Annotated in this window: 14 protein-coding genes; 2 read left to right on the top strand and 12 right to left on the bottom strand. The window is 59.7% G+C overall.

The features are described 5' to 3' along the window. Window positions 1-39 precede the first annotated feature (39 nt). On the bottom strand, window positions 40-582 hold the full coding sequence (locus BMZ57_RS23160; protein WP_010207993.1) for a YaeQ family protein: 543 nt from the start codon (window positions 580-582) through the stop codon (window positions 40-42). A 136-nt stretch (window positions 583-718) separates the two neighbouring features. Between BMZ57_RS23160 and BMZ57_RS23165 the strand changes: the two genes are divergently transcribed. Beyond that, window positions 719-1,918: a CaiB/BaiF CoA transferase family protein gene (locus BMZ57_RS23165; protein ID WP_069672760.1), complete on the top strand. Its 1,200-nt coding sequence runs from the start codon at window positions 719-721 to the stop codon at window positions 1,916-1,918. A 16-nt stretch (window positions 1,919-1,934) separates the two neighbouring features. Continuing rightward, complete coding sequence (locus BMZ57_RS23170) at window positions 1,935-2,798, top strand: TIGR02285 family protein (protein ID WP_069672761.1); 864 nt, start codon at window positions 1,935-1,937, stop codon at window positions 2,796-2,798. Window positions 2,799-2,968: 170 nt separating this feature from the next. Here the strand turns inward: BMZ57_RS23170 and BMZ57_RS23175 are convergent, their stop codons facing one another. The 11 genes from BMZ57_RS23175 to ffh all read right to left on the bottom strand — a co-directional run bounded on the left by BMZ57_RS23175 (window position 2,969) and on the right by ffh (window position 12,377). Next, window positions 2,969-3,253, bottom strand: a complete 285-nt coding sequence (locus BMZ57_RS23175) for a DUF3509 domain-containing protein (protein WP_010207990.1) — start codon at window positions 3,251-3,253, stop codon at window positions 2,969-2,971. Between the two features lie 232 nt (window positions 3,254-3,485). Beyond that, entirely contained in the window at window positions 3,486-4,895 is a 1,410-nt protein-coding gene (gene thrC / locus BMZ57_RS23180; protein ID WP_042571215.1) for a threonine synthase, read from the bottom strand. Window positions 4,896-4,962: 67 nt separating this feature from the next. After that, window positions 4,963-6,267, bottom strand: coding sequence for a homoserine dehydrogenase (locus BMZ57_RS23185; protein WP_010207988.1), 1,305 nt, complete (start codon window positions 6,265-6,267; stop codon window positions 4,963-4,965). Window positions 6,268-6,396: 129 nt separating this feature from the next. After that, on the bottom strand, window positions 6,397-7,128 hold the full coding sequence (locus BMZ57_RS23190) for a thioredoxin fold domain-containing protein (protein WP_010207987.1): 732 nt from the start codon (window positions 7,126-7,128) through the stop codon (window positions 6,397-6,399). A gap of 141 nt (window positions 7,129-7,269) precedes the next feature. Further along, window positions 7,270-8,166 (bottom strand): site-specific tyrosine recombinase XerD, encoded by an 897-nt coding sequence (xerD, locus tag BMZ57_RS23195; protein WP_010207986.1) that lies wholly within the window; start codon window positions 8,164-8,166, stop codon window positions 7,270-7,272. Window positions 8,167-8,309: 143 nt separating this feature from the next. Beyond that, window positions 8,310-8,723, bottom strand: coding sequence for an acyl-CoA thioesterase (locus BMZ57_RS23200; protein WP_010207985.1), 414 nt, complete (start codon window positions 8,721-8,723; stop codon window positions 8,310-8,312). Window positions 8,724-8,805: 82 nt separating this feature from the next. Continuing rightward, on the bottom strand, window positions 8,806-9,156 hold the full coding sequence (gene rplS / locus BMZ57_RS23205) for a 50S ribosomal protein L19 (protein WP_003175895.1): 351 nt from the start codon (window positions 9,154-9,156) through the stop codon (window positions 8,806-8,808). 45 nt (window positions 9,157-9,201) lie between these two features. Then, on the bottom strand, window positions 9,202-9,975 hold the full coding sequence (trmD, locus tag BMZ57_RS23210; protein ID WP_016977714.1) for a tRNA (guanosine(37)-N1)-methyltransferase TrmD: 774 nt from the start codon (window positions 9,973-9,975) through the stop codon (window positions 9,202-9,204). Then, complete coding sequence (gene rimM / locus BMZ57_RS23215) at window positions 9,957-10,493, bottom strand: ribosome maturation factor RimM (RefSeq protein WP_010207983.1); 537 nt, start codon at window positions 10,491-10,493, stop codon at window positions 9,957-9,959. The genes trmD and rimM overlap by 19 nt, the downstream gene beginning before the upstream one ends. A gap of 5 nt (window positions 10,494-10,498) precedes the next feature. Beyond that, on the bottom strand, window positions 10,499-10,750 hold the full coding sequence (gene rpsP, locus BMZ57_RS23220) for a 30S ribosomal protein S16 (protein WP_003175899.1): 252 nt from the start codon (window positions 10,748-10,750) through the stop codon (window positions 10,499-10,501). A 250-nt stretch (window positions 10,751-11,000) separates the two neighbouring features. Continuing rightward, window positions 11,001-12,377: a signal recognition particle protein gene (gene ffh, locus BMZ57_RS23225; RefSeq protein WP_010207982.1), complete on the bottom strand. Its 1,377-nt coding sequence runs from the start codon at window positions 12,375-12,377 to the stop codon at window positions 11,001-11,003. Window positions 12,378-12,553: the final 176 nt, after the last annotated feature.

Genomic DNA, 12,553 nt, shown 5'->3' on the forward strand with positions numbered 1-12,553 from the left:
CTGAAACGGAAATAAAACAGGTGACCGGCGGCGATCCAATCAACCGCGTTCGCCGACCAACCACTGCAACTGCACTTCATGCTGGCCACGATCGTCAGTAACGAACAGGGTGCCTTCGCTGATCATTACGTCCCACTTGATGACGCGGGGCATGTCCTTGGCCAGGGTCTCCAAGACCTCCTGGGGCACGGCGGCGATGTGTACGTTTTTCAGGTTATTCGCCACCGGCACCACCTTGCCTTCCCACACGCGCAAGCTACCGTAGGCCAGCAGGCTGGTACGTTCGGTGCGACGCGAGCACCAGGTGAGGCGGTCGGCATCAGGCTGGCCGACTTCGATCCAGTGCAGAACCCGGTCATCCAGGCTTTTTTCCCACAGGGCTGGCTCGTCTACATCTGACAGGCCACGGCCAAACGACAATTGCTCGTTGTACCAGAGGGCGTAGGCCAGCAGACGCACGGTCATGCGCTCTTCGGTTTCCGACGGGTGGCGGGCGATGGTCTGTTTGACACTCTCGTACACCGAGCGATCAAGGTCGGTGAGGTTGAGTTCGAATTTGTAGGTCGTGGACGGCTGGGCCATGAACGGGCTTCTAGAGACAGGGAAAGGCGGTCAGTCTAACCGATGGCGAGGCGATTCAACGAATCCTGCGCTGCCCTGGTCTACTCGCCTATGTTAAAAGGCATCACACCAACACCCTGCGCAGACAAGGATCCTCATGTCGTTCAACGCCAAACCGCTTGCCGGCCTCAAAGTCATCGAACTCGGTACCCTGATCGCCGGCCCGTTTGCCTCACGCATCTGTGCGGAATTCGGCGCCGAGGTGATCAAGGTCGAATCGCCTGACGGCGGCGACCCGCTGCGCAAATGGCGCAAGCTGTATGAAGGCACCTCGCTGTGGTGGTTCGTGCAGGCGCGCAACAAAAAGTCGCTGACCCTCAACCTCAAGCACCCGGACGGCCTGGCGATCCTCAAGCAGTTACTGGCGGACGCCGACATCCTCATCGAAAACTTCCGCCCTGGCGTACTGGAAAAGCTCGGCCTGAGCTGGGAGACCCTGCATGCCCTTAACCCCAAGCTGGTGATGGTACGTCTCTCTGGCTTTGGCCAAACCGGACCGATGAAAGATCAGCCGGGGTTCGGTGCGGTGGGTGAGTCCATGGGCGGGCTGCGCTATATCACCGGTTTTGAAGACCGCCCGCCAGTGCGTACCGGGATTTCCATCGGCGACTCGATTGCCGCGTTGTGGGCGGTGATCGGCGCACTGATGGCGCTGCGTCATCGCGAAGTCAACGGAGGCCAGGGCCAGGTGGTGGATGTGGCGCTGTATGAAGCCATATTCGCCATGATGGAAAGCATGATCCCGGAGTTTGACGTGTTCGGCTTTATTCGCGAACGCACCGGCAACATCATGCCCGGCATCACACCGTCATCGATCCACACCAGCGCCGACGGCAAGCATGTGCAGATCGGCGCCAATGGCGATGCGATCTTCAAGCGCTTCATGCTTGCCATCGGTCGTGAGGATTTGGCCAATGATCCAGAGCTTGCCAGCAATGACGGGCGTGATGGTCGCCGCGATGAGCTGTACGGGGTGATTGATCGATGGGTCAACTCGCTGTCGCTGGATCAGGTGGTCGAGCAGCTGAACCAGGCCGAGGTCCCCGCCAGCCGCATCTACAGCGCCGAGGACATGCTGGGAGACCCGCAATTTCTTGCGCGGGAGATGCTCCTCAAGGCCAAGCTGCCCGGTGGAAAGGATTTCAAGATGCCGGGCATCGTGCCCAAGCTGTCGGACACACCGGGCAGCTGCGAGTGGGTCGGGCCGCAACTGGGTGAGCACAACAAGGTGCTGCTCAATGAGTTGGGCTACGACGAAGCAGCGATCACGCGCCTGCGTGAACAAGGCGCGATCTGATGGCGTGTCCACGCTAATGCTGCGTCGCTGGCTCCTGGGCCTGTGCGGCCCTTGGCTGGTGTGTTTGCCGCTGGCATCCCAGGCGGCCGAAACCTTGACCTGGCTGATCCGCGACCTGCCGCCGCTGACCATCTTCGACGGCCCGCAAAAAGGCCAGGGCGCCATCGACGAATTGCTGCCGATGCTGATGGAACGCCTGCCCGAGTACCGGCACAAGGTGCTGCACGTCAACCGCGCACGCGGCTTGCAGATGCTCCAGACGCCCGCCTTCACCTGCGACCCCACCATGCTGTGGACCGCAGAGCGGGCCAAGTGGGTGGTGTATTCGCGCCCGGCGTTTTCCATCGTCAGCAACGGCGTGGTGGTGCGCCAGGATCGCCGTGAGGTGCTGGCGCCGCTGGTCGCTCAGGAACGGGTCGACCTGACGGCGATCCTGCAGGATGACCACACCCGGCTGGGCGTTGTCGCCGAGCGCAGCTACGGTGCGTTCATCGATGGCGTGCTGGAACACACCGACGCCCACAAACGCGTGATGCACTACGGCAACGATGCGTTGGGCAGCCTGCTGCAAATGCAACGCCTGGGGCGGTTGGAGGCAGTGCTGGGCTATTGGACCGAAATCCGCTATCACGCCCTGCACCAGGGTATCGACCCGCAGGCCTTGGCGTTCTATCCGATTGCCGGTGCCACGCCCTATCAGCGTATCCATATCGGTTGCTCGGACACGCCCCAGGGTCACCAGGCGATCCAGCGCATCAACCAGGTAGTGGGTGAACTACCGCAGGCTCAGCTACTGCACGCCTACGCCGCCTGGCTGGATCCGGCACTGCGTGCGCAGTATTTGCACGACCATCCGCTGTTCTACCAGGACGCGCCTTGACAAATCCCGGGCAAAAAGAAACCCCGGAGCGTGGGGAGACACTTCGGGGTTAAACGTGATCAGTAAAGACCAGTACAACAAGCCACAAACACCGGAGCACAATGCTTGCTCTTGCTGTTACGAAATCTGACCGACCACAGTGTAGGAAGTTTCCACAGCTAAACAATTCTTCATGCGGCAGTGGCGCTGCGGGTCTGGGCTGCGTTGCGCAAGGCTGCAATGACCGAGGGTTCCAGACGCCCTTCAGCAATTTTGATGTCGCGCAGCAGGCAATCCACGACATCCACCAGCATGCGTTTGTCCATCAATTGGGCGCGGTCGACTTCACGCTCGACCACGATGGCGCCGCCAGGATTCTTCACGGATACCAGGCACTCGTCCTGCACACCAGAGGTGGTCAGCGTAACCTGATAGGGGCTCAGTGCTTCTTCGAGCAATAGGCTGATACTTTCCATCTCGATCACCACTCAATAGTTCGGGAACAATCGTTTCAACGGGAGCTGCATCTATCCTAAGTGACTGTTTGTGACGTAGGAAAGTTCGCTTTATCGTCTTTATGGGGCCGTCAGGGGGTGACGGATTCCAGCATGCACTTGCAACATGACAGGGAAAAAACGGCTGCCCATAAACAAAAAACGCCGCGGCCCAAAGGAAGGGCAAGCGGCGTTTTTGTTTGCGCGATTCGCCTTACAAAGGCTTACCACGGTTGCCGTGCTGGCTCACAAACGCCTGCACCGCCTTCAAGTCGTTCGGCAACACTGTGCAACGCTCTTCACGCTCGAACAGGTCAGCCAGGTGCACCGGCAACTCCAGCGCCTTGCCAACGCCGGCCTTCTCCACCGCTTCCGGGAATTTGACCGGGTGTGCAGTACCGAGGATCACCATCGGGATGTCCAGGCTGCGACGGCACTCACGGGCAGCCTTCACGCCGATGGCGGTGTGTGGGTCAAGCAGCTCGCCGGTCTGGGCGTAGACTTCTGCGATGGTTTCGCAGGTCTGGGCGTCATCCACGGCCAGGGAGTCGAACAGCTTGCGGGTTTCGGTCCAGCGCTCTTCGTCAACGCTGAAACCGCCGCCGCGCTTGAAGTTATCCATCAGGCCGGCAATGGCCGCGCCGTTGCGACCGTGCATGTCGAACAGCAGGCGTTCGAAGTTCGACGAGACCATGATGTCCATGGACGGCGACAGGGTCGCGTGCAGGGTTTCCTTGACGTACTGGTTGCCACTCATGAAGCGGTGCAGGATGTCGTTGCGGTTGGTAGCAACGATCAACTGGTTGATCGGCAGGCCCATGTTGCGCGCCAGGTAACCGGCGAAGATGTCGCCGAAGTTGCCGGTCGGCACCGAGAACGATACCGAACGCGCCGGACCGCCCAACTGCAGGGACGCGTGGAAGTAGTAAACGATCTGGGCCATGATCCGCGCCCAGTTGATCGAGTTCACCGCCACCAGGCGCGTCCCCTTCAGGAAGCTCTGGTCAGCGAAGCTGTTCTTGACCATTTCCTGGCAGTCATCGAAGTTGCCTTCGATCGCGATGTTGTGGATGTTTTCACCAAAGATGGTGGTCATCTGGCGACGCTGCACTTCCGACACGCGCTTGTGCGGGTGCAGGATGAAGATGTCGACGTTTTCGCAGTGCTTGCACCCTTCGATGGCCGCCGAGCCGGTGTCACCGGAGGTGGCGCCGATGATCACCACGCGCTCGCCCCGCTTCTCCAGCACGTAGTCGAGCAGGCGCCCCAGCAGTTGCAGGGCAAAATCCTTGAACGCCAGGGTCGGGCCGTGGAACAGCTCCAGGACCCACTCATTGCCATTCAGTTGGCGCAGCGGTGCGATGGCGTTGTGGGAAAACACGCCATAGGTTTCTTCCAGAATCTTTTTAAAGTCCGCATCCGGAATGCTACCGGTGACGAACGGGCGCATCACCCGGAACGCCAGTTCGTGGTACGGCAGGCCGGCCCACGAAGCGATTTCTTCCTGGGTGAAGCGTGGCAGGTTTTCCGGCACGTACAGGCCGCCGTCAGTGGCAAGGCCTGCCAGCAGAACGTCTTCGAAATTCAGGGCCGGTGCCTGGCCGCGGGTGCTGATATAACGCATGACTGGCTCCTCTAGAGCATTCTTGAACAAGGGCCGCCGAACCTGCGGGGCCCTTGCAGCAAAACCATTAGTTCAGGTGTTCGACGCGGATCCGCACCACCGGGCCGACCACGCCTTGCAGGGCTTCCAGGGCGGCGATGGCATCGTTGATGTGTTGCTCGAGCACGCGGTGGGTCAGCAGGATCATCGGCACCTGGCCGTTTTGCTCCTCGACTTCCTTCTGCATGATCGACTCGATGTTGATACCGCGCTCCGACAGGATGCTCGCCACTTGGGCCAACACGCCCGGGTGATCCTGGGCCTGGATGCGCAGGTAGTAAGCGCTTTCGCAGGCTTCGATCGGCAGGATCGGGTGGGCCGACAACGAATCCGGCTGGAAGGCCAGATGCGGCACGCGGTTTTCCGGGTCGCTGGTCATGGCGCGAACCACGTCGACCAGGTCGGCGATCACCGACGAAGCGGTGGGCTCCATGCCGGCGCCGGCGCCGTAGAACAACGTCGAACCTGCCGCATCACCGTTGACCATCACGGCGTTCATCACGCCATTGACGTTGGCGATCAGGCGGTCGGCCGGGATCAGGGTCGGGTGCACACGCAGCTCGATACCCGCCGGGGTACTACGCGCCACGCCCAGGTGCTTGATGCGGTAGCCCAGGGCTTCGGCGTAGTTCACGTCGGCGGTGGTCAGCTTGGTGATGCCTTCGGTGTAGGCCTTGTCGAACTGCAGCGGGATACCAAAGGCGATGGACGCCAGGATGGTCAGCTTGTGCGCCGCGTCGATCCCTTCCACGTCGAAGGTCGGGTCGGCTTCGGCGTAACCCAGGGCCTGGGCTTCGGCCAGCACGTCTTCGAAGGTACGGCCCTTCTCGCGCATTTCGGTGAGGATGAAGTTGCCGGTGCCGTTGATGATGCCGGCCACCCAGTTGATGCGGTTGGCGGACAGGCCTTCACGGATCGCCTTGATCACCGGGATGCCACCGGCCACGGCGGCTTCGAACGCAACAATCACGCCCTTCTCACGCGCCTTGGCGAAGATCTCGTTGCCGTGCACGGCAATCAGCGCCTTGTTGGCGGTGACCACGTGCTTGCCGTTCTCGATGGCCTTGAGCACCAGCTCACGGGCCACGGTGTAACCGCCGACCAGTTCGATGACGATATCGATTTCAGGGTTGGTGGCAACGGCGAAGACATCGTTGGTAATCGCAATACCGGTCGTTTCGAACTGAGGCTTTGGCGAACGCGTGGCAATCTGCGCCACTTCAATCCCGCGACCTGCACGGCGGGAAATTTCCTCAGCGTTACGCTGAAGTACGTTGAAGGTGCCGCCACCGACGGTCCCTAACCCACAGATGCCTACTTTGACCGGTTTCACTGAAGAACTCCCCATGAAACGGCCGACGCTAGGTCGGCCGTGGAAAACAGCCGCACGACTGCGGCTTTCAATTAATGGCCCGCCGACTTATCCGCGAGCCATGATCGTCAAAGGTTCGACGATGCTGGTTTATTTGGCACTCAGCGCCAGTTTGGCAACTTGTGGCGCTGGCTGGTAGCCCGGAATCACTTGGCCGTCCGCCAAAACGATAGCCGGCGTACCGTTCACGCCGATGGACTGGCCCAGGGCGAACTGCTTGGAAACCGGGTTGGCACATTTGGCCGCCTTGATTTCCTTGCCGTCGACCATCTTGTCCATGGCCGCTTTCTTGTCGGCCGAGCACCACACCGCTTGCAACTGCTCGTCACCCGGCGAGCCCAGGCCCTGGCGCGGGAACGCGACGTAGCGGACTTCCACGCCCAGCTTGTTCAGCGCAGGCACTTCGGCGTGCAGCTTGTGGCAGTACGGGCAGGTGGTGTCGGTGAACACGGTGATATGGGTCTTGGTCTCGCCGATGGCCGGGTAAACCACGGTTTCCGCTACCGGAATGCCGTTGATCAGCTTGGACACGCCCAGGCGCTCGGCTTTCTCGGTCAGGTTGACCGGCTTGCCGTCCTTCAGCTGGAACAGGTAGCCCTGGACGATGTACTGGCCGTCGGCACTGGCGTACAGCACGCGGCTGCCCTTGAGCTTGACTTCATACAGGCCGGCCATCGGGCTGGCGCTGATGCTTTCGATCGGGGTATCGAGTTGCAGGTTGGCCAGGCTCTTGCGGATGGTCTGCTCGGCAGCGTCATCGGCGAACGCAAAGGTGGAAACCAACGCAATGGCTGCGGCGGCAATAATCTGGGTCAAGCGCATGGGAACTCCTGAAGGCAGATGCAGGGACGGGAAGGAATACTGTTTGGAAAAACACAGCGCTGGGCCGTCCCCTTTGCTAACCGGCAAAGCCTACCACAGTTGGGCCGCAGGGCAGCCCGTGGCGGGACAAATTGGCGGTTTTCAGCCTCGCGGGTGGTGCTTGGCGTGCATATCCTGCAAGCGTGCACGCGCCACGTGGGTGTAGATCTGGGTTGTGGATAAGTCGCTGTGCCCAAGCAGCATTTGCACCACGCGCAAATCCGCCCCGTGGTTGAGCAAATGCGTGGCGAACGCATGGCGCAACGTGTGGGGCGACAAGGCCTTGCCGATGCCGGCGACCTTGGCCTGGTGCTTGATGCGGTGCCAGAAGGTCTGCCGGGTCATCTGCTCGCCGCGCAGGCTGGGAAACAACACGTCGCTGGGGCGTCCGCCAAGCAGCTCACTGCGGGCATCACGCATGTAGCGCTCGACCCACACAATCGCCTCCTCGCCCATGGGCACCAGCCGCTCCTTGCTGCCCTTGCCCATCACCCGCAGCACGCCCTGACGCAGGTTGACTTGCTCCAGGGTCAAGCTGATCAACTCGGTCACCCGTAGGCCGCAGGCGTACAGCACTTCGAGCATCGCGCGGTCGCGCTGGCCGATGGCTTCGCTCAGGTCCGGGGCCGCCAACAAGGCTTCCACGTCGGCTTCTGACAGAGATTTAGGAAGAGGCCTACCTAGTTGAGGCATGTCGACTTGGAGAGTCGGATCGACTGCTATCAGTTTTTCACGCAACAGATAGCGATAAAAGCCACGCACCCCAGAGAGAAATCTTGCGGTGGAACGGGGCTTGTAGTTTTGCTCAAGGCGCCAGGCCAGGTGGTCGAGAATCAGCTCGCGGCCAGCGTTGACCAACTCAAGGTTTTTTTCCTGCAGCCAACCGTTGAACAGGGCCAGGTCGCTGCGGTAAGCCTGACGCGTGTTGTCCGACAGGCCTTTTTCCAGCCACAGGGCGTCGAGGAAGCGGTCGATCAGGGGGTGGTCAATGGCGGGCATATGGGCTCAAGCTGATGACTGGAGTGTCGGGTAGATCCTATCGCAGGCACGCCAGCTCCCACATGGGTTTTGTGTCTTGCCTGATCGATTGAACAACACTGATTCAATGTGGGAGCTGGCTTGCCTTCGACAGCGGTTCAGGATCAGTCAACAAACCCAGGCAATACCGGGACAGGCCGCTTGTCGGCATCAATCGCGACAAAGCTGAACACGCCCTGGATCGCCTTTTCGCGACCATCAGCACTCATGCTCTCGACGAATACTTCCACCTCGACCTTGAGGCTGGTGTTACCGACTTTGATCACACGGCCAATCAGCTCAACGATGGAGCCTGCCGGGATCGCGTGATTGAAGTCGATACGGTCAGTAGACACCGTTACCAGCGGCAAGCGGCAAAAGCGCGTGGCGGTAATGAACGACACTTCATCCATCCACGCCAAGGCGGTGCCGCCAAACAAGGTGTTGTGGTGGTTGGTGGTCGGCGGAAAAACGGCCTTGGTCACGTGAGTCACGGAAAGGTCGGTACGGCGCTGGATTTCTTCGAAGCGGGTGGTCATGCATAAATACCGGTAAATAGACAAATTTCAGGCACAAAAAAGCAGCCCGTAGGCTGCTTTTTTCTGCATCGGGAAGCTGGACTTAAGCCAGTTTTTCCTTGATGCGAGCTGCTTTACCGGACAGGTCACGCAGGTAGTACAGCTTGGCTTTACGTACGTCACCGCGACGCTTGACGGCCATGCTGTCGATTTGCGGGCTGTAGGTCTGGAAAGTACGCTCTACGCCAACACCGTTGGAGATTTTACGAACAGTGAAAGCACTGTTCACACCACGGTTACGCTTGGCGATTACCACGCCTTCGAACGCTTGCAGACGCGAACGGTCGCCTTCCTTCACTTTCACCTGAACGACAATGGTGTCGCCCGGGGCAAAGGTAGGGATCTCTTTGGTCATCTGCTCTGCTTCGAGTGCAAGGATGATTTTGTTAGTCATGCTGTGCTCCTAAGGTAAGTCAATGGACCTACCATCGATACGTTGTTAACTATCGTCCCGCGCGAGGATGTATTCCTCGAGCAGCTTCTTCTCTTCTCCAGAAAGCGAGCGGCTTTCCAGAAGATCGGCGCGTCGTTCATAGGTCCGACCAAGGGACTGCTGTAAACGCCAACGCCGGATGTGTGCGTGATTGCCACTTAGCAATACGTCGGGAACACGCTGATCCGCATACACCTCCGGTCGGGTGTAGTGCGGGCAATCCAGCAAACCATCCGTGAAGGAGTCTTCCTCCGCGGAGTCCGCATGCCCTAAAGCTCCAGGCAGCAGTCGTGTAACCGCATCTATCAGGACCATCGCCGGCAGCTCGCCGCCAGACAGAACATAGTCCCCAATCGACCACTCTTCATCGACATGAGCTTCAATAAACCGCTCGTCAATGCCTTCATAGCGACCGGCAATCAGGATCAGTGCTTCCTCATTCGCCAGCTCGCGGACCCCAGCCTGTTTCAGCTGACGGCCTTGAGGGGACAGGTAAATTACCTTCGCCTTCTCCCCGGCGGCGGCCTTGGCCTGAACCAATGCGTCTTCCAGGGGCTTGATCTTCATCACCATGCCCGGGCCACCGCCAAATGGGCGATCGTCCACAGTGTGATGTCGATCCGTCGTGTAGTCTCGCGGGTTCCAACAGGTGAGCTGCAACAGCCCCTGTTTCACCGCCCGACTGGTGATGCCGTACTCGCTGATGGCGGAAAACATCTCGGGAAACAAACTGATCACTTCAATGCGCAAATTAGCCACGCTTAGAAGTCCGCGTCCCATTCCACCTTCATCTCGCCCGCGGCCAGGTCGACGGCCAACACGCATTGCGCCGTATAGGGCAACAGACGTTCGCGATCATCCAGGCTGCCAGCGCAAGGCTTGACCACCATTACATCATTGGCGCCGGTTTCCAGAAGATGATCGATTTTCCCGAACAATTGCCCGAGTTGATCAATAACCTTCAGACCTTCCAGCTGGTACCAGTAGTACTCGCCGTCGGTCAATTCAGGGAACAGGTTGCGCGGCACGCAGATCTCATAACCAGCCAGAAGACGAGCTTCCTCACGATCATCAAGACCCTTGAGCTTTGCGACCAGGAACTTATCGCTCCCGCGTCCACTGACCAGCTCAACCTGCTTCACACTACCCTCGCGCTTGAGCGTCCAGGTCTTGTACTGCAACAGGTTTTCAGTCGGATCAGTAAAGGAATACACCTTCACTTCGCCGCGAACGCCATGAACAGAGTAAATCTTGCCGATAACGATCAAATCATCAGCAACAGCTGGCGTCGCGTTCATATTGCTCAGGCTGCGGCCTTAGCCGAGTCCTTCAACAGTTTTGCTACGCGCTCGGATGGCTGTGCACCCACGCTCAGCCAGTAGGCTACGCGCTCTTGGTTCACGGACAGACGAACTTCTTGGCCACGAGCAACAGGGTTGAAGAAACCAACCTGTTCCTTGTGCGAACCGTCGCGCGGGTTGCGGCTGTCGGTTACGGTCAAGTGGTAAAACGGGCGCTTTTTGGAGCCGCCAAGGGCAAGACGGATTGTTAGCATGTGAACATCGTTCCTGTAGTCGGTGCTGCAAATCTAAATGCACAGCGGGCATAGGTGCCCGAAAGGCCGCATATTCTAAGGAATATCCGGACTTTTGCAAATGTCTTTTTCTGGCGCCTATCAGCGTGCCACTCAGATCTGCTATAGAGCCGTCGGTTAAAACGGCGAGTCAGCGCCCGCCAACGGCGGGTTTGCTGGAGATCCCACGTCCCTGTGGGTCGGAGCGCAAGCGTGCTTGCGCGCGAATACTTTACATTTTCGGCATGCCACCGCCGGGCAACATACCGCCCATGCCGCGCATCATCTTGGCCATTCCGCCCTTGGCAGAGAATTTCTTCATCATCTTCTGCATCTGCTTGTGCTGCTTGATCAAGCGACCGATGTCCTGCACCTGGGTGCCGGAACCCATGGCGATCCGACGTTTGCGCGAACCGCTGATCAGCTCAGGGTCACGGCGCTCGGCCGGGGTCATGGAGTTGATGATGGCTTCCATCTGCTTGAACTGCTTCTCTGCCGCGCCCTGGGCATTGCCCATCTGCGCCAGGTTCACACCGCCGATGTTCGGCAGTTTGTCCATCAGGCCGCCGAGGCCGCCCATGTTCTTCATCTGCTGCAGCTGGTCGCGGAAGTCTTCGAGGTCGAAGCCCTTGCCCTTCTTCAGCTTCTTGGCCAGTTTGTCGGCCTTGTCCTTGTCGAGCGTGGCTTCGGCCTGCTCGATCAGGCTGAGCACGTCACCCATACCGAGGATGCGCGAAGCAATACGCTCAGGATGGAACGGTTCGAGCGCGTCGCTCTTCTCGCCCATACCGATGAACTTGATCGGTTTGCCGGTGATGGCACGCACCGACAGCGCGGCACCGCCACGGGCGTCACCGTCGACCTTGGTGAGGATCACGCCGGTCAGCGGCAACGCGTCGCCGAAGGCCTTGGCGGTGTTGGCCGCATCCTGGCCGGTCATGGCGTCGACCACGAACAGCGTCTCGACCGGGTTGATCGCGGCATGCAACGCCTTGATCTCGCCCATCATCTCTTCGTCGATGTGCAGGCGACCGGCGGTATCGACGATGACCACGTCGATGAACTTGAGCTTGGCTTCTTTAATAGCCGCGTTGGCGATGTCGACCGGCTTCTGGCTCAGGTCGGACGGGAAGAAGGTCACCCCTACTTCGCCAGCGAGCATTTCCAGCTGTTTAATAGCAGCCGGACGGTATACGTCGGCCGACACCACCATCACGGACTTCTTCTTGCGCTCTTTAAGGAAGCGCGCCAGCTTGCCGGCGGTGGTGGTCTTACCCGCACCTTGCAGACCGGCCATCAGCACAACGGCAGGTGGCACGGCACTGAGGTTCAGGTCTTCGTTGGCCGCGCCCATCAGGCTTTCGAGTTCGGCCTGGACGATCTTCACAAACGCCTGGCCCGGGGTCAGGCTGCGGGACACTTCGGTGCCCACCGCGCGCTCTTTGACCGAGTTGACGAAGTCCTTCACCACCGGCAAGGCCACGTCGGCTTCCAGCAACGCCATGCGCACTTCACGCAGGGTGTCTTTAATATTGTCCTCGGTCAGCTTGGCCTTGCCGGTTACATGGCGCAGCGTCTGCGAGAGACGGTCAGTCAGATTTTCAAACATGCGCGATCCTTTCAGGCCCTATTCATAGACCGAGGTAATGGCGGCCCAGGCTGTGGTAAATCGCTATTAAAAACAGCGCTCGGCGAGCCTGCGGCGTGGGCAGGTCGCGGATTATAGCGAAGACTGCCGCCATGCACACCCGCTGTCTGGCCTGAGAGTCTTTCGTGTTACGCGGG

Source organism: Pseudomonas simiae (genome assembly GCF_900111895.1).
Taxonomy (GTDB): domain Bacteria; phylum Pseudomonadota; class Gammaproteobacteria; order Pseudomonadales; family Pseudomonadaceae; genus Aquipseudomonas; species Aquipseudomonas simiae.